Origin of the sequence: Pseudacidovorax sp. RU35E (assembly GCF_900156165.1) — a bacterium.
Classification (GTDB): domain Bacteria; phylum Pseudomonadota; class Gammaproteobacteria; order Burkholderiales; family Burkholderiaceae_C; genus Xenophilus.
Genome location: NZ_FTMY01000007.1, coordinates 1 through 20,356 on the forward strand (window position 1 = coordinate 1; position 20,356 = coordinate 20,356).

Annotated in this window: 17 protein-coding genes; 9 read left to right on the plus strand and 8 right to left on the minus strand. The window is 69.2% G+C overall.

What is annotated here, in order from left to right:
* From BXA03_RS13505 to BXA03_RS13520, 4 genes are all read right to left on the minus strand, one after another.
* The coding region (locus BXA03_RS13505; protein WP_076508588.1) for an acyl-CoA dehydrogenase family protein at nt 1–1,193 on the minus strand (1,193 nt) is incomplete at its 3' end.
* 155 nt (nt 1,194–1,348) lie between these two features.
* On the minus strand, nt 1,349–2,281 hold the full coding sequence (locus tag BXA03_RS13510) for an electron transfer flavoprotein subunit alpha/FixB family protein (protein WP_076508590.1): 933 nt from the start codon (nt 2,279–2,281) through the stop codon (nt 1,349–1,351).
* Between the two features lie 4 nt (nt 2,282–2,285).
* On the minus strand, nt 2,286–3,035 hold the full coding sequence (locus BXA03_RS13515; protein ID WP_076508592.1) for an electron transfer flavoprotein subunit beta/FixA family protein: 750 nt from the start codon (nt 3,033–3,035) through the stop codon (nt 2,286–2,288).
* 280 nt (nt 3,036–3,315) lie between these two features.
* A complete protein-coding gene (locus BXA03_RS13520; RefSeq protein WP_076508594.1) occupies nt 3,316–4,650 on the minus strand; it encodes a mechanosensitive ion channel family protein in 1,335 nt (444 codons plus the stop codon).
* 109 nt (nt 4,651–4,759) lie between these two features.
* Here BXA03_RS13520 and BXA03_RS13525 point away from each other — a divergent pair, with 109 nt between their 5' ends.
* On the plus strand, nt 4,760–5,095 hold the full coding sequence (locus BXA03_RS13525; RefSeq protein WP_058643553.1) for a hypothetical protein: 336 nt from the start codon (nt 4,760–4,762) through the stop codon (nt 5,093–5,095).
* Nucleotides 5,096–5,107: 12 nt separating this feature from the next.
* Here the strand turns inward: BXA03_RS13525 and BXA03_RS13530 are convergent, their stop codons facing one another.
* The gene (locus BXA03_RS13530; RefSeq protein WP_076508597.1) at nt 5,108–6,067 is read right to left on the minus strand and encodes a histone deacetylase family protein; all 960 of its coding nucleotides are present in this window, start codon (nt 6,065–6,067) and stop codon (nt 5,108–5,110) included.
* A gap of 77 nt (nt 6,068–6,144) precedes the next feature.
* Between BXA03_RS13530 and BXA03_RS13535 the strand changes: the two genes are divergently transcribed.
* The 6 genes from BXA03_RS13535 to BXA03_RS13560 all read left to right on the plus strand — a co-directional run bounded on the left by BXA03_RS13535 (nt 6,145) and on the right by BXA03_RS13560 (nt 13,437).
* Nucleotides 6,145–7,065, plus strand: coding sequence for an AAA family ATPase (locus BXA03_RS13535; protein ID WP_076508599.1), 921 nt, complete (start codon nt 6,145–6,147; stop codon nt 7,063–7,065).
* A gap of 5 nt (nt 7,066–7,070) precedes the next feature.
* Nucleotides 7,071–8,039 carry a DUF58 domain-containing protein gene (locus tag BXA03_RS13540; RefSeq protein ID WP_076508601.1) on the plus strand — a complete coding sequence of 323 codons (969 nt, stop codon included), beginning with the start codon at nt 7,071–7,073 and terminating at the stop codon, nt 8,037–8,039.
* A 7-nt stretch (nt 8,040–8,046) separates the two neighbouring features.
* A complete protein-coding gene (locus BXA03_RS13545) occupies nt 8,047–10,047 on the plus strand; it encodes a transglutaminase TgpA family protein (protein WP_234983685.1) in 2,001 nt (666 codons plus the stop codon).
* 30 nt (nt 10,048–10,077) lie between these two features.
* The gene (gene mltB / locus BXA03_RS13550; protein WP_076508603.1) at nt 10,078–11,178 is read left to right on the plus strand and encodes a lytic murein transglycosylase B; all 1,101 of its coding nucleotides are present in this window, start codon (nt 10,078–10,080) and stop codon (nt 11,176–11,178) included.
* A 17-nt stretch (nt 11,179–11,195) separates the two neighbouring features.
* On the plus strand, nt 11,196–11,837 hold the full coding sequence (locus BXA03_RS13555) for an HD domain-containing protein (protein WP_076508605.1): 642 nt from the start codon (nt 11,196–11,198) through the stop codon (nt 11,835–11,837).
* A gap of 151 nt (nt 11,838–11,988) precedes the next feature.
* The gene (locus tag BXA03_RS13560; protein WP_076508607.1) at nt 11,989–13,437 is read left to right on the plus strand and encodes a sensor histidine kinase; all 1,449 of its coding nucleotides are present in this window, start codon (nt 11,989–11,991) and stop codon (nt 13,435–13,437) included.
* A 92-nt stretch (nt 13,438–13,529) separates the two neighbouring features.
* Here BXA03_RS13560 and glpD read toward each other — a convergent pair whose 3' ends face one another.
* Nucleotides 13,530–15,140, minus strand: coding sequence for a glycerol-3-phosphate dehydrogenase (gene glpD / locus BXA03_RS13565; RefSeq protein WP_076508609.1), 1,611 nt, complete (start codon nt 15,138–15,140; stop codon nt 13,530–13,532).
* Nucleotides 15,141–15,213: 73 nt separating this feature from the next.
* On the opposite strand from glpD, the gene BXA03_RS13570 reads away from it, so the two are divergent.
* Both BXA03_RS13570 and glpK read left to right on the plus strand, forming a co-directional pair.
* A complete protein-coding gene (locus BXA03_RS13570; protein WP_076508611.1) occupies nt 15,214–15,978 on the plus strand; it encodes a DeoR/GlpR family DNA-binding transcription regulator in 765 nt (254 codons plus the stop codon).
* Between the two features lie 41 nt (nt 15,979–16,019).
* Nucleotides 16,020–17,624: a glycerol kinase GlpK gene (gene glpK / locus BXA03_RS13575; protein WP_076508613.1), complete on the plus strand. Its 1,605-nt coding sequence runs from the start codon at nt 16,020–16,022 to the stop codon at nt 17,622–17,624.
* A 148-nt stretch (nt 17,625–17,772) separates the two neighbouring features.
* Here glpK and BXA03_RS13580 read toward each other — a convergent pair whose 3' ends face one another.
* Both BXA03_RS13580 and BXA03_RS13585 read right to left on the minus strand, forming a co-directional pair.
* A complete protein-coding gene (locus tag BXA03_RS13580; RefSeq protein ID WP_076508615.1) occupies nt 17,773–18,729 on the minus strand; it encodes an alpha-E domain-containing protein in 957 nt (318 codons plus the stop codon).
* 34 nt (nt 18,730–18,763) lie between these two features.
* The gene (locus BXA03_RS13585; RefSeq protein WP_076508617.1) at nt 18,764–20,317 is read right to left on the minus strand and encodes a circularly permuted type 2 ATP-grasp protein; all 1,554 of its coding nucleotides are present in this window, start codon (nt 20,315–20,317) and stop codon (nt 18,764–18,766) included.
* Between the last annotated feature and the right edge of the window lie 39 nt (nt 20,318–20,356).

Here is a 20,356-nt window from a genome sequence, read left to right on the forward strand (position 1 = left end):
TAGCCCTTGACCAGTGGCACCAGGAATTCATAGAAGGCCTGGTTCTGTTTGCGCACCTCGGCGTCCTCGTGGTGGTGGGCGGCGTCGTAGGCCGCTGCGGCCCCGCTGGCCATGGCGCGGCAGCCTTCGGTGTAGGCGCGCATGGTCATGAGCATGCGGCGCACGTCGGGGTGGTGGATGATCGGCGCGCTCTTCGTCATGGAGCCATCGACCGGACGGCTCTGCACGCGCTCGCGGGCATAGGCCACCGCATGCTGGTAGGCCCGCTCGGCCACCGCGATGCCCTGCACACCCACCGCATAGCGGGCGGCGTTCATCATGATGAACATGTATTCGAGGCCGCGGTTCTCCTCGCCCACGAGATAACCGATGGCGCCGCCGTTGTCCCCGTACTGCAGCACGGCGGTCGGGCTGGCCTTGATGCCCAGCTTGTGCTCGATGCTCACGCAGTGCACGTCGTTGCGCGCGCCCAGCGAGCCATCGTCGTTGACCATGAATTTGGGCACCACGAACAGGCTGATGCCCTTGACGCCCTCCGGCGCGCCGCTCACCCGGGCCAGCACCAGGTGCACGATGTTCGGCGCCATGTCGTGCTCGCCGTATGTGATGTAGATCTTGGTGCCGAAGACCTTGTAGCTGCCGTCGGGCTGCGGCTCGGCGCGGGTGCGCACCAGCGCCAGGTCGCTGCCGGCCTGCGGCTCGGTGAGGTTCATGGTGCCGGTCCATTCGCCGCTCACCAGTTTTTCCAGGTAGGTCGCCTTGAGCTGCTCCGAACCGGCCGTGAGCAGTGCCTCGATGGCGCCGTCGGTCAGCAGCGGACACAGCGCGAAGCTGAGGTTGGCGCTGTTGACCATCTCGCCGCAGGCCGCGCCGATGGTCTTGGGCAAACCCTGGCCGCCGAAGTCGACGGGATGCTGCAGGCCCTGCCAGCCGCCCTCGGCGTACTGGCGGAAGGCTTCCTTGAAGCCGGGCGTGGTGCGCACCGCGCCGTCCTTGAAGGACGAGGGATCGCGGTCGCCCGTCACGTTCAGCGGCGCGATCACGTCCTGCGTCAGCTTGGCGCACTCTTCCAGCACGGCAGCGGCAGTGTCCAGGCCGGCGTCGCCAAAACCCGGCATCTGGGCGATCTCGTCGATGCGCGCCAGATGCTGGATGTCGAACAGCATGTCCTTGATGGGCGCGGTGTAGCTCATGGGTGTCTCCTCGAATGACGATGGCGAATGGAACGGTGCGCCGCATCGCCGCGTCCGGCATGCGGCCGCGCGGGCTGCGCGAAGGCGCGCCCGGCGAAGAAAAAAGGGCATCGCGAACGATGCCCTCGGGTGCGTGCTGTCGCGGGCTTAAAGCCTCAGAGCGCCTTGACCAGCTCCGGCACGGCCGTGAACAGGTCGGCTTCGAGGCCGTAGTCGGCCACGCTGAAGATCGGCGCTTCGGGGTCCTTGTTGATCGCCACGATCACCTTGGAGTCCTTCATGCCGGCCAAGTGCTGGATGGCGCCAGAGATGCCGGCGGCCACGTACAGCTGCGGCGCCACGATCTTGCCCGTCTGGCCCACCTGCAGGTCGTTGGGCGCGTAGCCCGCGTCCACAGCGGCGCGGCTGGCGCCGATGGCCGCGCCCAGCTTGTCGGCCAGCGGCGTCATCACTTCCTGGAACTTCTCGCTGCTGCCCAGCGCACGGCCGCCCGAGACGATGATCTTGGCCGCCGTCAGCTCCGGACGGTCGTTCTTGCTCACCTCGCGGCCCACGAAGGCGCTCTTGCCGCTGTCTGCGGCGGCGTCCTTGGTCTCGACCTGCGCGCTGCCGCCGGTGGCTGCGGCGGCGTCGAAACCGGTGGTGCGCACGGTGATCACCTTCTTGGCGTCGGCCGATTGCACGGTGGCGATGGCATTGCCGGCGTAGATCGGGCGCTCGAAGGTGTCGGGGCTGTCCACCTTGGTGATGTCGCTGATCTGCGCCACGTCCAGCTTGGCGGCCACGCGCGGGGCGACGTTCTTGCCGGCGGCGGTGGCCGGGAACAGGATGTGGCTGTAGTCGCCGGCCAGGGCCAGCACCTGGGCCGCGACGTTCTCGGCCAGGCCCTCGGCCAGGCTCGCGCCGTCGGCATGGATCACCTTGGCCACGCCGGCGATCTGCGCGGCGGCCTGGGCGGCGGCGGCGGCGTTCTGGCCGGCCACCAGCACGTGGACATCACCGCCGCAGGCGGCAGCGGCCGTGACGGTGTTCAGCGTGGCGGGCTTGATCGACTGGTTGTCGTGTTCTGCGATGACGAGTGCGGTCATGGTTTCAGATTACCTTGGCTTCGTTCTTGAGCTTGTCGACCAGGGTGGCCACATCGGGCACCTTCACGCCGGCGCCGCGCTTGGCCGGCTCGGCGACCTTCAGGGTCTTCAGGCGCGGCTTGACGTCCACGCCCAGGTCCTCGGGCTTGACGGTGTCCAGCGGCTTCTTCTTGGCCTTCATGATGTTGGGCAGCGTGACGTAGCGCGGCTCATTGAGGCGCAGGTCGGTGGTGACCACGGCCGGCAGGCTCAGGCTGATCGTTTCCAGGCCGCCGTCGACCTCGCGCGTGACCTTAACCTTGTCGCCTTCGACCTCGACCTTGCTGGCGAAGGTGGCTTGCGGCAGGTCGGCCAGGGCGGCGAGCATCTGGCCGGTCTGGTTGGCGTCGTCGTCGATGGCCTGCTTGCCCAGGATGATGAGCGCGGGCTGTTCCTTGTCGACCAGCGCCTTGAGCAGCTTGGCCACGGCCAGGGGCTGCAGCTCTTCGGTGGTCTCGACCAGTATGCCGCGGTCGGCGCCGATGGCCATGGCGGTGCGCAGCGTCTCCTGGCACTTGGCCTCGCCGCAGCTGACGGCGATGACCTCGGTGGCCACGCCCTTCTCCTTCAGCCGCACGGCCTCTTCGACGGCGATCTCGTCGAACGGGTTCATGCTCATCTTGACGTTGGCGATGTCCACACCGCTGCCGTCGCTCTTGACGCGCACCTTCACGTTGTAGTCGACGACCCGCTTGACGGGGACCAGAATCTTCATTGGCTTGACTCCGTTGATTGCAAAAGGCGTGTTGCTGCGCAACTCAGCAAAACATTCTAGGGCGACCCCTTCGGCGAGCGTTCTTTGACGGCTGAGGCGACGCGGGAGGCAAGCGCCACCGCCCGAGCGGCAAAAAGAACGATCGTGCTTTTTTGAAGATTATAGTGACGGATTGCCCGTGCACTGAAGCATTGGCGACACGAGCCGAGGGACAAGGCCGGCGCTGCAGAGGCCGTTCATCACCGGCCCATCGCCCCGTCGCAGCCCGCAACGGCCCCGTTCAGGCGCCTCCGGTAGCGTCCCGGCCCAAAGTCAGGGGCTGGCTGTCGCCGCCCCCGCCCGGTGACGTCGGCAGGCCCGCACCGGACGGCAGCGACGCCACCCGCACGACCCGCTGCGGAAAAGGAATGTCGATGCCGGCCCGCCGCAGCCCGTCCAGCACCGCGATGTTGACCGCCGAGCGCACGCTGTCCTTACCCTTGTCGGGATCGCTGATCCAGTAGTTGAGCGTGAACTCCAACCCGTCGGCACCAAAGTTGGTCAGGAAGGCCACCGGCCTCGGGTCTGCCAGCACCCGGTCCTGCGCGGCGGCCGCCTCGCACAGGATCGTCTGCACCTGCACCGGATCGCTGTCGTAGCCCACGGCGATGACGGTGTTGAGATTGGTCTTGAGGTCCGCGAGCGTCAGGTTCTCGACCCGGCCCGTGATGATCGACTCATTGGGCACGATGGCCTGCCGGCCGTTGCCTGCGCGGATCAACGTGTAGCGGGTCTTGATGTCCGTGATGCGGCCTTCGAAGGTGTCGACCTTCACGCTGTCGCCGATGCGGATGGAGCGCTCCAGCAGGATCACGAAGCCGCTCACATAGTTGGCCGCGAGCTTCTGCAGACCGAAGCCCAGGCCGACGCCCAGCGCACCGCCGAGCACCGATAGCGCGGTCAGGTCCACGCCCACGGCCGACAGCGCGAACAGCAGCCCGATCAGCAGCAGCCCGGCACGCACCGCGTTCGATGCCACCTTGCGCATCGACAGGTCGCTCACTGCCGGCGTGAGCAGCCGCTTCTCGATGGTGGACGAGATCCACAGGGTGATCATCAGCACCACACCGCATGACAGCACGCCTTCGAACAGCGTCCGCAGGCTGACCCGCGTCTTGCCGAAACCGAGGTTGATCGCTTCCAGCTCGGCCAGAACCGGGGGAAGCAGCCCCACGATCCAGAGGATGGCAGCCGCCCACGCCACCCACGAGATGGTGCGCTCGACCAGCCGCACCAGCGCCGAGGCCGGGAACACACGCCGCAACACCCGCGCGAACAGCCGGATGGCCAGCAGCGCCAGGAAGATCGATACCGCCACCCGCAGCAGCAGCGTGGGCTGCACCGTCAGCAACAGCCGCCGCGCCAGATCCGTGAAGGCCAGCGCCAGCAGCGGAAAAAGCAGGCCGTCGAAGCTCTTCTCGCCGAACCACAGCGAGTCGCCCGGCTGGTCGCGTCCGAACCACCGGGTCACGCCCCAGGCCAGCAGCAGGCACAGCACCAGCGCGGCGATCTCGATCCACAGTGTGCGGGCATGCACCTCGGCGAGGCGCTGTACGAATCCATTCCAGTCGAGCATGCGCTGGCGGCTTCCCCCGGCAGGGGAAGATCACGGGAGTTGCGGGATTGGCGAGGGTAACAAGCGGCGCTGGCTCGGCAGGCCGACGTCGACGCACAATGCCCGCCCCATGCCGCGCCGCCGCTCACGAGACCACCACCACGTCTACGTCGTGCTGCTGTCCGAGCGCGTGTGGAACGAGCCGGCCTTCCGCCGCGCCAACCCGGACCACGACATCCTCAAGCCCTGCGTCTACGTCGGCATGACGGGCCTGGACCCCGACCTGCGCTTCGACCGCCACATGGCCGGCGTGCAGGCCAATCGCTTCGTGCTGAAGTACGGTGTGCGGCTCATGCCCGAGCTGTACGAGGCCTACAACCCCATGCCCTATCGCGCTGCTGCCGAGATGGAAGTGGAACTGGCCATCGGCCTGCGCGAGGCCGGCTACGGCGTGTGGCAAGCCTGAGCGCGTCGGCGCTCAGAGATCGGCCAGCACCCGCACATGCGCCTCGACGCTGCGGGCCAGGGCGTCGAGGTTGTAGCCACCTTCCAGCATCGAGACGATGCGGCCCTTGGCATACCGGTCGGCCACCTCGCGGATGCGGCTGGTGATCCAGATGTAGTCGTTCTCGTTGAGGCCGAGCTGGCCCAGTTCGTCCTCGCGGTGGGCGTCGAAGCCGGCGCTCACGATCAGCAGCTCGGGCCGGAAGGCCTCCAACCGGGGCATCCACACCGCCTCGATCATCTCGCGCACATCCATGCCACGGGTGTAGGCCGGGATGGGCACGTTGACCATGTTGTCGGCCGGTTGGTCGGTGCCGCTGAACGGGTAGAAGGGATGCTGGAAGATGCCCACCATCAGGATGCGCGGATCGCCGGCCAGGATGTCCTCGGTGCCATTGCCATGGTGCACGTCGAAATCGACCACCGCCACGCGGGAGATGCCGTGCTCGTCCAGCGCGTGCCGAGCGGCGATGGCCACGTTGTTCAAAAAGCAGAAGCCCATGGCCTGCTCGCGGCACGCATGGTGGCCGGGCGGGCGCACGGCACAGAACGCGTTCTGCAGCCGACCGGCCATCACCGCGTCGGTGGCCGCGATGGCGGCGCCGGCGGCGCGGCGCGCCGCCAGCAGCGTGCCGCGGCAAAGGGACGTGTCGGGATCGACCGGCGCATGGTCGGGACCACCGGCCGGCGCGTCGGCGACCAGGCGCTGGGCCAGGGCTTCGAGCCGCTCCATGTGTTCGGCGCTGTGGGCCCGCGTGATCTGGGCCAGGGTGGCCAGGGGAATGTCGTCGTCGTGGCGCTCCAGCGCGTCGGCCACGCCGGTGACGAGCAGGCGGTCCTCGATCGCGTTAAGGCGCTCGGGGCACTCCGGGTGGCCGCGTCCCATCTCGTGCTTCCAGAAGTCGCGGTGCGTGTAGTAGCCGGTGTTGCCCATGTCTCGTCTTGTCGTGCATGGCCCCAGGCGGCGGCCGGCCGGGACGCATGCGCTATCTTCTGCGGATGGATACCAAAATGGACGTGGCCGCCAAGCTCGCCGCCTTGCTGAGTCAGCTTAACACGGTGATCGTCGGCAAGGCCGCGCAGGTGCGCGACGGCGTGGCCTGCCTGCTGGCCGGCGGGCACCTGCTGATCGAGGACGTGCCCGGTGTAGGCAAGACCACCCTGGCCCACGCGCTGGCCCATACCTTCGGACTGCAGTTCTCGCGGGTGCAGTTCACCGCCGACCTGATGCCCGGCGACCTCTCCGGCGTGTCCATCTACGACCGCGGCCAGCAGGGCTTCGTGTTCCATCCCGGGCCGGTGTTCGCCCAGGTGCTGCTGGCCGACGAGATCAACCGCGCCAGCCCAAAGACGCAAAGCGCGCTGCTCGAAGCCATGGAGGAGAAGCAGGTCACCATCGAAGGCCAGACGCGGCCGCTGCCCGAGCCCTTCTTCGTCATCGCCACGCAGAACCCGCTGGATCAGCTCGGCACCTTCGCGCTGCCCGAATCGCAGCTCGACCGCTTCCTGATGCGCATCTCGCTGGGCTATCCGGACCGCGCGGCCGAGCTGGAGCTGCTATCCGGCGCCGACCGCCGCCAGATGCTCGGCACGCTGCCGGCGCTGCTCACGGCCGGAGAGTTGCGCGCGATCCAGCAGCGCGTGCTGCAGGTGCACGCCGCGCCGGCACTGCTGGCCTATCTGCAGGACCTGATCGAGGCCACCCGGTCCGGCCGCTGGTTTTTGCAGGGGCTGTCGCCGCGCGCCGGCATTGCCGTGCTGCGCGCTGCCAAGGCCCAGGCATTGCTGGCCGGCCGCGACTACGCGGCGCCGGACGACATCCAGGCCGTGCTGCCGCAGACCATCGCCCACCGGCTCAACCCGGTCGGCGATGCCGGCCGCGGCGCCGTCGAGCAGGTAGGCGCCATGATGGCCGCCGTGCCGCTGCCCTGAGCCCCATGCGCGCCGCCCTGCGCCAGCGCATGGAGACCTGGCTGCTCGCGCGCCGCGCGCCCAGCGACCAGGTCACGCTCACGCAAAGGCAGGTCTACATCCTGCCGACCCGCGCCGGCCTGCTGCTGGCCGCCACGCTGATGGTGCTGCTGGTGGCCTCGATCAACTATCAGCTCAACCTGGGCTACCTGCTGACCTTCCTGATCGCCGGCTGCGCAGTGGCCGGCATGCATGTGGGCCATGGCACGCTGCGCGGGCTGCAGATGCACCTGCTCGCGCCCACGCCCAGCCATGCCGGCACGGCGGCCGTTCTGCGGGTGGTGCTGCACAACCCGGGCCGGCGCACACGCTTCGGCATCGGCCTGGCCGTGCGCGGCAGCGGGCACTGGTCGTGGACGGACGTGCCCGCGCAGGGCGAGGCCACGGTGGACATTGGTTTCCTGCCACCGCGCCGCGGGCTGCATGCCGTGCCCGTGCTCACGGCGGAGACGCGATTCCCCATGGGCGCCTTCCGCGTGTGGACCGTCTGGCGCCCGGCAGCGCAACTGCTGATCTGGCCTGCCACCGAGGTGGGTGCGCCGCCGCTGCCCACCGGCCCCGCCGATGCGGACAACGCAAGCCCGGCACGGCGCCAGGCCGGCGGCAGTGGCTTCGAAGGGGTGCGCGCCTACCAGCGCGGCGACCCGCTGCGCCAGTTGGTGTGGAAGCGCGTGGCCCGGGCCCAGGCGGCCGGCTCCGAAGAACTGGTCAGCCGCGACAGCCAGCAGTCCTCGCGCCATTCGCTCTGGCTGGACGCCGCGGCCACCGGCCTGCCCGACGCCGAGGCGCGCCTGACGCGACTGACCGCCTGGGTGCTGCAGGCCGACCGGCTGGAACTCGACTACGGCCTGCGCATCGGCGGCCGCAGCCTGGGGCCGTCGCGCGGCGAGGCCCACCGACGCGCCTGCCTCGAAGCCCTGGCCCTCGCACCCTGACGCCGCCGTGACCACCCTGCCCCTTCGCCTTCGCTCCCAAGCCGCCGGCCTGCCGCGGGATGCCCGCGATACGCTCTTTCTGCTGGTCGTCATCGCATTGGTGCTGCTGCCGCAGTTGCCTTCGCTGCCGATGTGGACCAGTGCCATGGTGGGCGCCGTGCTGGTGTGGCGCGGCCGGCTTGCCTGGCAGTCCGCGCCGCTGCCGGGGCGTCGCTGGCGCGTCGGCATGCTGCTGGTCGCCCTGGCCGCCACCTGGCTGAGTCACCGCACGCTGATCGGCCGCGAGGCCGGCGTCACGCTGGTGGTGGTGCTGCTGGCGCTCAAGATGCTGGAGCTGCGGGCGCGCCGGGATGCCTTCGTGGTGTTCTTCCTGAGCTTCTTCGTGATGCTCACCAGCTTCTTCCAGTCGCAGTCGCTGATGACGGCAGTGCTGATGCTGGCAGCGCTGATGGGGCTGTTGACGGCGCTGGTCAACGCCCACATGCCGGTGGGCCGGCCGCCACTGGCCCAGTCGGCGCGCATCGCGGCCTTCATGACCCTGGCCGGCGCGCCGGTGATGCTGGCCCTGTTTCTCTTCTTCCCGCGCCTGGCCCCGCTGTGGGGCACGCCCAACGAAGGAATGACGGGCCGCAGCGGCCTGTCGTCGACCATGCGCGTGGGCACCATCGCGCAGCTGGCACTGGACGACGGCATCGCCGCCCGCGTTCGCTTCGACGGCAACGAGCCGCCGCCGCGCACCGCCCTGTACTTCCGCGGGCCGGTGCTGGCGCGCTTCGACGGGGTCGAGTGGACTTCGGCACAGCCCTGGGAGCGCGGCCTGCCCCTGCTGCGCACCCGGGGCGCGCCCGTGGACTACGAGATCACGCTGGAGCCCAGCAACCGCCCGTGGCTGCTGGCGCTGGACGCCATGCGCGACGCGCCCGCACTGCCCGAGGGCTTGCGCGCGCTGCCCAGCGGCGACCTGCAATGGAGCACGAATCGGCCCATCGGCGACCTGCTGCGCTACCGCGGACAAAGCCACCTCGACTTCACGAGCGGCCCGGTGCGCCGCGCCAGCGTGCCCGGCTTCATGCTGTCGCTGCCCGTCGGCAGCAACCCGCGCACGGCCGAGCTGGCCCGGCAACTGCAGGCGCAGACCGGCGGCAGCACGCCGGCGCTGGTCGATGCCGTGCTGCAGCGGCTGCGCACGGGTGGCTATGTCTACACGCTGGAGCCCGGCCTCTACGGCGCGCAGACCGCCGACGAGTTCTGGTTCGACCGCAAGGCCGGCTTCTGCGAGCACATCGCCTCGTCCTTCGTGATCCTGATGCGGGCCGCCGGCGTGCCGGCGCGCATCGTCACCGGCTTCCAGGGCGGCGAGATCAACTCCGTGGACGGCTACTGGACGCTGCGCAACAGCGACGCCCACGCCTGGGCCGAGGTCTGGGAAGAAGGCAAGGGCTGGTGGCGCGTCGACCCGACGGCGGCCGTCTCGCCCGGCCGGGTCGGCCAGTTCCAGCGCCTGGCGCCGCCACCCGGCTTCTTCGCGGGTGCCATCGGCGCCATGAGCCCCACGCTGATACAACACGCCCGGGCGCTGTGGGAGGCGGTCAACAATGCCTGGAACCAGCGGGTGCTCAACTACACGCAGAGCCGGCAGCTGGACCTGCTCAAGGCTTTTGGCATGGACAGTCCCAGTCCGGCCGACCTGGCGCGGGTGCTGCTTCTCGCGCTGGTGGCAGCGAGCCTGGGCGGCGCGATCTGGGCGTGGCGTGAGCGTCGCCGCACGGATGCCTGGCTGCGCCTGCTGGCGCGCGCGCGCAACCGTCTCGGACGCGCCGGGGTGGCGGCGCCGGCCGGCAGTCCGCCTCGGCGCCTGGCGGAACTTGCGGCCGCGCGCCATGGGAACGCGGCCGGGCCAGTGCGCGACTGGCTGTTGCGGCTCGAAGCCCAGCGCTATGCGCGGGATCCGAGCGAGGGCCTGGCCGTCCTGCGCCGTGACTTCCGCCGCCTGCGCTGGCCGGGGTGAGGGATACCCACCCTTCGGCACAATCGGCCGATGCGCTCCTTCCCGTTCCTGCCGCTCGCGCTGTGCGCGTCGCTGGCCTTGCCGGCCTTCGATGCCGGTGCCGCCGCCAAGCGTGGCGACGTTCCTCGCGCCACCAAGCAGGCGGCCAAGCGCACCGCGGCCGTCGGCGAAAGCTATGCCGGCCGTGCAGACGCGATGGCCTTTGCCGACGACATCGCGGCCCGCCAGAACCTGAACGCCGCCTGGGTCCGCGCCACGCTCGGCCAGGCCCGCCTGCTGCCCAATGTGCCGCGGTTGATGCTGCCCGCGCCAGCGGGAAGCGGCGCAAAGAACTGGGCCGCCTACCGCAGCCGTTTCGTCGAGCCCATCCGCATCGGCGCCGGCGTGCGCTTCTGGCGCGACAACGCTGCCACTCTGGCGCGGGCCGAACGCGATTTCGGCGTGCCGGCCGAGATCATCGTGGGCATCGTCGGCGTCGAGACCATCTACGGGCGGCAGATGGGCAGTTTCCGCGTGCTGGATGCACTGGCCACGCTGGCCTTCGACTTTCCACAGGCCCATCCGCGCGCGGCCCAGCGCCAGGCCTTCTTCCGCGGCGAGTTGGAGAACTTCCTGACGCAGGAAGGCCGCACCCATGCCGATCCGACGGCCCCCGTCGGCAGCTACGCCGGGGCCATGGGCATGCCGCAGTTCATGCCCAGCAGCATCGCCAAGTACGCAGTCGACTACGACGGCGACGGTCGCATCGACCTGGTGAACGATCCGCAGGACGTGATCGGCTCGGTGGCCAACTACTTCAAGGCTTTCGGCTGGCAGCCCGGTCTTCCAGCGATCTACGGCGTGCGGGTGGACGCGGCCCGTGCCCAGTTGCCGGTGCTGCTGGCCCCGGACATCGTGCCCAGCTTCAGCGCCGACGCCTTCGTGGCCGGCGGTGCGCAACTCGACGCCGACGGGTTGCGCCATCGCGGACTGCTGGCGCTGATCGAATTGCAGAACGGGCCCAGCGCCCCGGCGAGCTATGTCGCCGGCACACAGAACTTCTACGTCATCACCCGCTACAACTGGAGCAGCTACTACGCCATGGCGGTGCTGGAGCTGGGCGCCGCCGTGCGCGCCGCGATGGCCCAGTGACCGCAGGAGCCGAGGGCATGGACTGCCATACCTTTCTTGACCGCCACCGCGCCGTCTGGCTGCAGGCCTGGGCCGGAGCCGGCGTCCAGGCACCGGCCGGGCTGCTCGAGCAGCTCTGCACCCGGTACGCAGAGCCCCATCGTCACTATCACTCGCTGCAGCACCTGGACGAATGTCTGGCCCTGCTCGCCGCCCACCATGACGTGGCCGAACGGCCCGCCGAGGTGGCGCTGGCGCTGTGGTTCCACGACGCCGTGTACGACGTGCACGCCGGCGACAACGAGGCCCGCAGCGCCGACTGGGCGCGTGATGCACTTCGTGGGGGTGCCGCTTCGGCCGGGGTCGCCGACCGTGTGCATGCGCTCGTGATGTCCACGCGTCACGGCCTGCCCGACCTGCCGCTACCCGAGACGCCGGACACCCGATTGCTGCTCGACGTCGACCTGGCCATCCTTGGCGCAGACCCTCAGCGCTACGCCGAGTACGAGCGCCAGATCCGCGCCGAATACGCCCATGTGCCGCCCGAGGTGTTCGAGCCACGGCGCCGGAAACTGATGGGTGGCTTCCTCGCCCGTCAGCCGCTGTACCTCACCGCGCCCCTCCGCGCAGCACGCGAGGCCCAGGCGAGGCGGAACCTCGCTGGCGCCGTCGCAGGCTGACGACGGCGCCCAGGACGCTCCTTTGCCGACATGTTCGGCCTGTCGTCCCACTCGAACGAAGGTATTCAGCGTCCCCCCCATGGCGCAAACCCCGGGCAATGTCCTACAAAGGCGTCATCCACGCCCCGCCTACGGACCCCCCGACCTACTCATGAGCGCCGACGCCTCCTTCCGCCCGACGCCTGGCGCGGATCTTCATCGCATCACCGGAGCGCAGGCCGCACCGCTCCTGCCGTCCGAGGCCGACATCGACCGGGCGGCCCGCGCGCCCGCCCGCCTCGCGCTCACGGCCGCTCTCGGACTGCTCGACCGCGACATGGACGAGGCAGTGGCACACGCGGTGGCCCTGGTGCGCAAGCTGACCCGCGCCCCTGTCTCCTTCTTCGGCGCCGTGGGGCCGGAGGTGGATCACTACAAGTCCATCGAAGGGGTGGACGCTCCGCTGGCGGAGACCCGCACCATGGCGGGACGCACCTTCTGCCACTACACCCATGCGCTCGGCCGGACGCTCGCCATCGAGGACACACGGGCACAGGCGCCCTGGCGCGAGGTGCCCACGGTGCGCACGCTCGGCGTTGCCGCCTACCTCGGCGTGCCGGTGCGCCATCAGGGGCAAGTCGTGGGCAGCCTGTGCGTGATCGACCAGGTGCCACGCCGCTGGGGTGAGCAGGAGATTGACCTGCTCGAGGCGATGGCCCAGTCCATCGAGCGCGAATTCGCCCTGCGTGCCGCGCTGCGTGTGGCCCGCGAAGACATGCAGCGCCAGGCCGAACTCGTGCTCGAACGCGAGACGCTGGTCGCCAACGTGCTGCACGACCTGGCCACGCCCATGCTCTCGCTCCAGCTGAGCCTGGCCATGCTTCGCAAGCGGCATCCAGGGGAGGCCGACGCCCTGGCCGGCCTGGGTCATGCGACCGACATGCTGCGCGAACTGGTCGGCGCACTGAACGGCCGCCGCCTGGCGCGCCGGGACGCTCCCGCGGCGGCCGCTTCCGATGCGCAGGTAGCAACCTCCGTCCCCTTCGGCGCGGTCAGCGCAGCCCAGCAGGAGGCGGAGGACACCGCCCCGGCTCAGGACGGGACCGCGGCCGCCCCTCTGGCGCTGGATGCGGTGCTGGTGGACGTGGCGCGCATGGTGCAGCCCATTGCGGCGCGCGACGGCCTGCGGGTGCAGACCCATCTGGACAGTGGCGGCCACGTGGCGGTCGGTCGCGGGGAGTTGCTGCGTGTGGCCGGCAACCTGCTCAACAACGCAATGAAGTTCAGCCGGCCAGGCGGCACCGTCACGCTGGCTAGCGGACGCGACGCACAACCCGGCTGGGTGTGGATGGCGGTGCGCGACGAAGGCGTCGGCATGACGCCAGAGGAAGTGGCGGTGTGCACCGACCGCGGCTACAGCAATGGCAAAGGGCGCGCGCACAGCACCGGACTGGGGCTCGCCATCGCCCGCCAGTTCGCAGAGCAAGGCGGCGGCGCATTGCAGGTCAGCAGCGTGGTGGATCGAGGCACGGAGGTCCTCATCCGCTGGCCCGACAGCGGCCCGGGCGTCCAGAGTCCGCCGCACTGGGGCACCCCGGCTCAAACCGCGAAGCTGGCCTGAGCTTTGGGCCGCATCGACCCACCCGGTGTCGCCGGGCGGGCCGGCATCCTGACGTCCGACGGACCTTCGCTGGAACCGATCCGCGCGCGACCTCAGTGCGCGCCGGCGCGCGCCAACTCGTCGGTGTGCTGGCGCATCCACGCTTCCACATCTTCGCGCGCTGACGCGCTGAGGTGCAGGCCCAGCTTGGAGCGGCGCCATAGCACGTCCTGGCCCGTTCGCGCCCACTCTTCGTCGGCCAGGTAACGCAACTCCCGCTCGAACACGCCCGGAGCCACGGCCGTGCCCAGATCCGCCATGCTCGCCGCATCGCCCAGCACAAGGGCGATGCGCGTCCCGTAGGCCCGCGCCCACCGGCGCGCCAGTGCGGCGTCGAGCCAGGGATGACGCCGCAGGATTTCCTGCACGAATCGCTCGAACTGTGCGTCGGGCGGCAGGCGCCTCTCCTCGGCGGGCAGCCAGCTTGCCAGGTCGCCGCCGGCGAGGGCTGCGCCTTCGGTCCAGGACGGGCGGCGGTCGTTCAGCATTTCGCCGACGGCGTCGGCAGCGTCCTCGGCCAGTTTGCGGAAGGTGGTGATCTTGCCGCCCCAGACCGACAGCAGCGGGGCGGCCTCGGTGTGGCGCTCCAGCAGGTAGTCGCGCGTCACGGCGGAGGGGTCGCCCGAGGCGTCGTCCAGCAGCGGACGCACGCCGGAATAGGTCCACACCACATCGGCCGGCGTGATGGCACGCTCGAAGTAGCGACTGGCCTGCTCGCAGAGGTAGTCGATCTCGCCGGGGGTGATCCGGCCGGCGCGCGGATCGTGCCCCTCCAGTTCAAGGTCGGTCGTGCCGATCAGCGTGAAGTCCTGCTGGTAGGGAATGGCGAAGATGATCCGCTGGTCGGGGTTCTGGAAGATGTAGGCATGGTCATGCTCGAACATCCGCGGAACGACGATGTGGCTGCCCTGCACCAGCCGCAGGCTGCGCTTGGCCAACGATTCGCCGCCCGCCGGCGTGGCGGCCCCCCGCAGGAAAGCCTCGGCCCAGGGCCCGGCCGCGTTGACGATCGCCCTGGCCCGCACGGCACGGGGCGGGTGGCCCGCCGCCTCCAGGGTGCAGGTCCAGCCCTCGGCGTCACGCTGGGCCGCCACGCAGCGCGTGCCCGTGAGGATCTGCGCGCCCTTGGCCCGTGCATCCAGCGCGTTGAGCACCACCAGCCGGGCATCGTCCACCCAACCGTCCGAGTAGACGAAGCCGCGCTTGTAGCGCGCCTTGAGCGGTGCACCCGCGGGATGGCGACGCAGGTCCACACTGCGCGATCCGGGCAGCACTTCCCGCTTGGCGAGATGGTCGTAGAGGAAGAGGCCGGCACGGATCATCCACGCCGGGCGCATGGCCGGGTCGTGCGGCATGACGAAGCGCAACGGCCACATGATGTGGGGCGCGCTCTTGAGCAGCACCTCGCGCTCAGCCAGCGCCTTGCGCACCAGCGAGAACTCGTAGTACTCCAGATAACGCAGGCCACCGTGAATCAGCTTGGTGGAGGCGGACGAGGTATGGGCGGCCAGGTCGTCCTGCTCGCACAGCATCACCTTGAAGCCGCGACCGGCCAGATCGCGCGCGATGCCGCAGCCGTTGATGCCGCCGCCCACGACCAGGATGTCGCACTGAGCGGGTTGATGGTCGAGGTTGGCGGCGCGAATGCTTTCGGATTCGTTCATTTCGATTCCTTTTGACCCAATTCTGCCGTAAATTCTTGCCCTTATCATTTCGTTTGTTTTCGGATCGACGCGCGTGAACCATTCCAACCCCCGCCAAGTCCAGTTGCTCGACACCGTCCGCGCCCGCGGCAGTGCGACCGTGGATGAATTGGCAGAGGAACTGGGCGTGACGCTGCAGACGGTACGGCGCGACGTGCAGCGACTGGCCGACGCCGGCCTGCTCGCGCGCTTTCACGGCGGCGTGCGGGTGCCCATGTCGACCATCGAAAACATCGCGCACCCACAGCGGCAGATGCTGAATGCCGATGCCAAGGCACGCATCGCACGCGCGGTCGCGGCGCAAGTGCCAAACGACTGCTCGCTGATCCTCAACATCGGCACGACGACGCAGGCCATCGCCAACGCCCTGCTGAAGCACCGCGGGCTGCGCGTCATCACCAACGACCTGCACGTGGCCCACATCCTTGCCGGCAACGAGGCCTGCGAGGTCATCGTGGCCGGCGGCACGGTGCGCGCCCGCGACCGCGCCGTCGTCGGCGAGGCCACCATGGACTTCATCCGCCAGTTCAAGGTCGACATCGCCCTCGTCGGCTGCTCGGGCATCGAACAGGACGGCACTGTGCGCGACTACGACCTGCGCGAGGTCAAGGTGGCCCAGGCCATCATCGGCCAGGCCAGAGAGGTGTGGCTGGCAGCGGACGCCAGCAAGTTCCACCGGCCGGCGATGGTGCAGGTAACACCGCTCGCGGCCATCGACCGGCTGTTCACCGACGCCGAGCCACCCGCGCCCTTCCCGGCACTGCTCACGCAGGCGCAGGTTCGCTGCGAGATCGCCTGAACGGCCGCGACGCAGCGCCAATCATCCAACGGAGACGACACATGGCATCCCAAAACGACTACCTGCTTGCCCTGGACCAGGGCACCTCCAGCTCCCGCAGCATCGTGTTCGACCGCGGCGGCCGCATCGTGGCCATGGCACAGCGCGAGCTGCCGCAGATCTACCCGCAGCCCGGCTGGGTGGAACACGACCCCATGGAGATCTGGCGCGGCCAGCTCTCCACCGCCCGCGATGCGCTGGCCAAGGCCGGCCTCGAGGCGGCCGACGTGCGCGCCATCGGCATCACCAACCAGCGCGAGACCACCGTGCTATGGAACCGGCGCACCGGCCAGCCGGTGCACCATGCCATCGTCTGGCAGGACCGCCGCGCCGAGCCGCTGTGCGCCGAGCTGCGCGGCCGAGGCATGCAGGAGGTCATCCAGCGCAAGACCGGCCTGGTGATCGACGCCTACTTCTCCGCCACCAAGCTGCGCTGGCTGCTCGACGAAGTGCCCGGCCTGCGCGCCCAGGCCGAGGCCGGCGAGCTGGCCTTCGGCACCGTGGACAGCTGGCTCATCTGGCAGCTGACCGGCGGCCGGGTGCATGCGACGGATGTGACCAACGCCTCGCGCACCATGCTCTTCGACGTGCATCGCAACGTCTGGGACGACGCGCTGCTGACCGCGCTGGACATTCCTGCCGCGCTGCTGCCGCAGGTGCAGCCCTCCAGCAGCTTCTTCGGCGAGACGGATGCAGCGCTGCTGGGCGCCGCGTTGCCCATCGGCGGCGTGGCCGGCGACCAGCAGGCCGCCCTCTTCGGCCAGGCCTGCTTCGACGCCGGCATGGCCAAGAACACCTACGGCACCGGGTGCTTCCTGCTGATGCACACGGGGGAGCGCTTCCAGCCTTCGACCAATGGCCTGGTGGTGACCAGCGCTGCGCAGCTGGCGCCACCTCCGGCCGGCCCTGGCGCAGCGCTGAAGGGCACTGAGATCCAGAACGGCTTCGTCGCCAGAAACGGCGCGCCGGGCGCAGCAGTCGCCCGGGCCGCAGTCGTCCAGTACGCGATGGAAGGCAGCGTCTTCGTCGGCGGCGCGGTGGTGCAGTGGCTGCGCGACGGCCTGCGCGCCATCAAGGGCAGCGCCGAGGTCCAGGCCCTGGCCGAGAGCGTGCCTGATGCCGGCGGCGTGATGATGGTGCCGGCCTTCACCGGCCTGGGCGCGCCCTACTGGAACGCCGATGCGCGCGGCACCATCACCGGCCTCACGCGCGGCACGACCGTCGCCCATATCGCGCGCGCCGCCCTGGAGAGCATCGCCTACCAGAGTGCCGCCCTGCTCGCCGCCATGAGCCGCGACGTCGAAGCCGCGGGCGGCACGCCCGTGGCCGAACTGCGTGTGGACGGTGGCGCCTGCGTCAACGACCTGCTGATGCAATTCCAGGCCGACCTGCTGGGCATCCCGGTCGTCCGTCCCGCCGTGGTCGAGACGACCGCCCTGGGCGCCGCCTTCCTGGCGGGCCTGTCGAGCGGCGTCTACGCCGGCACCGACGAACTGTCGGCCCTGTGGAAGGCCGAGCGCCGCTTCCTGCCCACGCTCAGCCGCACACAGGCCGAAACGGCCATGGCGCGGTGGGAGCATGCCGTGCGGCAGGCGACGGCGGGTTGAGCGAGCGCCTCGAAGCGACGCGCCGGGAAGCGACGCAAATTAGTTGACCCAAGACCGTTCGGGCTGCGCCTGTCGAAGCCGGGGCGCAAGCCCTTCGACACGCTCAGGGCGAACGGGTCAACTGAATGGCATCTGGGGCGGGGCGCCTTTAATTCGTCGGCACCAAGAAGTCCTGGCTCACCCGCATCCCCAATTCGTTGATGCGATCCAGGAACTGCGTCAGGTACGCATGCAGCCCGGTCGCCAGGATCTCATCGACCCGGCCGTACTGCAGCTCGGCCAGCAGCTTGCCGGCGCGGCGCAGGGTCTCGGCGCTCTGGTCGTTGGCCACCTTGCTCAGGTTGTTGACCACCTCGACCAGGCTGGCATGCAGCGAACGCGGCATGTCGGCACGCAGGATCAGCAACTCGGCCACCCGCTCCGGCTTGATCACGTTGCGGTAGACCTTGCGGTAGACCTCGAAGGCGGAGACGCTGCGCAGGATCGCGCTCCAGTGATAGAAGTCGTATTCCTGGTGCTCCTCGGTGCCGCCACCAAAGAACTCGCTGTTCATGGCGTGGAACTTCACGTCCACCAGACGGGCGGTGTTGTCGGCCCGCTCCAGGAAGGTGCCCAGGCGCAGGAAGTGATAGGCCTCGTCCTGCAGCATGGTGCCCTGCGTGACGCCGCGCGAGAGGTGCGAGCGGAACTTGACCCATTCGAAGAACTGGCCCGGGTCCCGCTCGAACTCTCCCTGGCGCAACATCCGGACCACGTCCAGCCAGGTGGTGTTCTGCGTCTCCCACGACTCGGTGGTCAGCGCGCCGCGCACGGCGCGGGCGTTCTCTCGGGCGGCCTTGAGGCAGGACACGATGGAGGACGGATTGTTCTCGTCCTTCACCATGAATTCCATGACGCCCTCCGGCGTGATGGCGTCGTGCTTCTGGAAGTACGCGGGCCGCAGCTCGCTGATGGACAGCACGCCCTGCCAGCCCAGCTGGGCCACTTCGGCCGACTGGGGCAGCAGGGAGGTCTGGTAGTTGACGTCGAGCATGCGCGCCGTGTTCTCGGCCCGCTCGGTGTAGCGCGACATCCAGTAGAGGTGGTCGGCGGTACGGGACAGCATGGGTCTTGTCTTTCTGGGATCGGGTGGCGCTGCCTCAGGCCGCGGAAGAAGACGAGGTCATCGACTGGCCCTGGGACTGCGACTGCCCCTGGCCGTTCTGCGTCTGCGACTGGCTCTGGCCGTTCTTGCCGGCGAAACGGCGGTCGGGCTCCAGCACCCAGGTGTCCTTGGTGCCACCGCCCTGCGAGGAGTTGACGACCAACGAGCCTTCCTTGAGGGCCACGCGCGTGAGGCCGCCGGGCACCATCTGCACCTCCTTGGCCGACAGCACGAAGGGCCGCAGGTCGATGTGGCGCGGCGCGATGCCGGCGTCGACGAAGGTGGGCGACGAGGACAGGCTCAGCGTGGGCTGGGCGATGTAGCCGTCGGGCTTGGCACGCACCACCTCGCGGAACTCGTCGATCTCGGCCTTGGTGGAGGCCGGGCCGATCAGCATGCCGTAGCCACCGGCGCCATGCACTTCCTTGACGACCAGGTCTTCCATGTGCGCGAGCACGTAATCGAGGTCGGCCTTGTTGCGGCACATCCAGGTGGGCACGTTCTTCAGGATCGGCTGCTCGCCGAGATAGAACTCCACCATCTTGGGCACATAGGGATAGATGGACTTGTCGTCGGCGATGCCGGTGCCCACCGCATTGCAGATGACCACATTGCCCGCCTTGTAGGCCCGCATCAGGCCGGCGCAGCCCAGCGTGGAGTTGGGGCGGAAGACCTCGGGGTCGAGGAAGTCGTCGTCCACGCGGCGGTAGATCACGTCGACCCGGCGCGGGCCGCGCGTGGTGCGCATGTAGACGAAATCGTCCTTGACGAACAGGTCCTGGCCCTCGACCAGTTCCACGCCCATCTGCTGGGCCAGGAAGGCATGCTCGAAGTAGGCGCTGTTGTACATGCCGGGCGTGAGCACCACCACCGTCGGCTCGGCCGTGGCGGGCGGGGCGCTGGCGCGCAGCGTCTCCAGCAGCAGGTCGGGATAGTGGGCGACGGGCGCCACACGGTTCTGCGCGAACAGCTCAGGGAAGAGCCGCATCATCATCTTGCGGTTCTCGAGCATGTAGCTCACGCCGCTGGGCACGCGCAGGTTGTCCTCCAGCACGTAGTACTCGCCCTTGCCGCTGCTGTCGGGCGCGCGGACGATGTCGATGCCGGAGATGTTGGAATAGATGTTGTTGGGCACGTTCACGCCCATCATCTCGGGGCGGAACTGTGCGTTGCCCTGGATCTGCTCGGCCGGAACGATGCCGGCCTTGACGATCTCCTGGTCGTGGTAGATGTCATGGATGAAGCGGTTGAGCGCAGTGACGCGCTGCACCAGCCCTTTTTCCATCGACGCCCACTCGTCGGCCGGAATGATGCGCGGCAGCAGGTCGAAGGGGATGAGCCGCTCGGTGCCCGAGCCGTCCTCGTCCTTCGCGCCGTACACGGCAAAGGTGATGCCGACCCGGCGGAAGATCATCTCCGCCTCTTCACGGCGCGAAAGCATCACCTCGGGGGGTTGCTTCGCGAGCCATTGGTCGTATCGCTGGTAGTGCTGTCGGATCGCGGCCCCTTCATAGGGGAGCCGCTCATACATTTCATCGAACTTGTGCATGGAACGACCAATCTCCTTGAGCCATAGCTTAGCAAGTTC

What these genes read in the sequence shown, in the direction of transcription:
- glpD (WP_076508609.1), bottom strand. Translation starts at nt 15,140, where the DNA reads ATGAACGAATCCGAAAGCATTCGCGCCGCCAACCTCGACCATCAACCC.
- BXA03_RS13560 (WP_076508607.1), top strand. Translation starts at nt 11,989, where the DNA reads ATGAGCGCCGACGCCTCCTTCCGCCCGACGCCTGGCGCGGATCTTCAT.
- BXA03_RS13535 (WP_076508599.1), top strand. Translation starts at nt 6,145, where the DNA reads ATGGACGTGGCCGCCAAGCTCGCCGCCTTGCTGAGTCAGCTTAACACG.
- BXA03_RS13555 (WP_076508605.1), top strand. Translation starts at nt 11,196, where the DNA reads ATGGACTGCCATACCTTTCTTGACCGCCACCGCGCCGTCTGGCTGCAG.
- BXA03_RS13540 (WP_076508601.1), top strand. Translation starts at nt 7,071, where the DNA reads ATGCGCGCCGCCCTGCGCCAGCGCATGGAGACCTGGCTGCTCGCGCGC.
- BXA03_RS13585 (WP_076508617.1), bottom strand. Translation starts at nt 20,317, where the DNA reads ATGCACAAGTTCGATGAAATGTATGAGCGGCTCCCCTATGAAGGGGCC.
- BXA03_RS13580 (WP_076508615.1), bottom strand. Translation starts at nt 18,729, where the DNA reads ATGCTGTCCCGTACCGCCGACCACCTCTACTGGATGTCGCGCTACACC.
- BXA03_RS13530 (WP_076508597.1), bottom strand. Translation starts at nt 6,067, where the DNA reads ATGGGCAACACCGGCTACTACACGCACCGCGACTTCTGGAAGCACGAG.
- BXA03_RS13520 (WP_076508594.1), bottom strand. Translation starts at nt 4,650, where the DNA reads ATGCTCGACTGGAATGGATTCGTACAGCGCCTCGCCGAGGTGCATGCC.
- BXA03_RS13510 (WP_076508590.1), bottom strand. Translation starts at nt 2,281, where the DNA reads ATGACCGCACTCGTCATCGCAGAACACGACAACCAGTCGATCAAGCCC.
- BXA03_RS13525 (WP_058643553.1), top strand. Translation starts at nt 4,760, where the DNA reads ATGCCGCGCCGCCGCTCACGAGACCACCACCACGTCTACGTCGTGCTG.
- glpK (WP_076508613.1), top strand. Translation starts at nt 16,020, where the DNA reads ATGGCATCCCAAAACGACTACCTGCTTGCCCTGGACCAGGGCACCTCC.
- BXA03_RS13515 (WP_076508592.1), bottom strand. Translation starts at nt 3,035, where the DNA reads ATGAAGATTCTGGTCCCCGTCAAGCGGGTCGTCGACTACAACGTGAAG.
- mltB (WP_076508603.1), top strand. Translation starts at nt 10,078, where the DNA reads ATGCGCTCCTTCCCGTTCCTGCCGCTCGCGCTGTGCGCGTCGCTGGCC.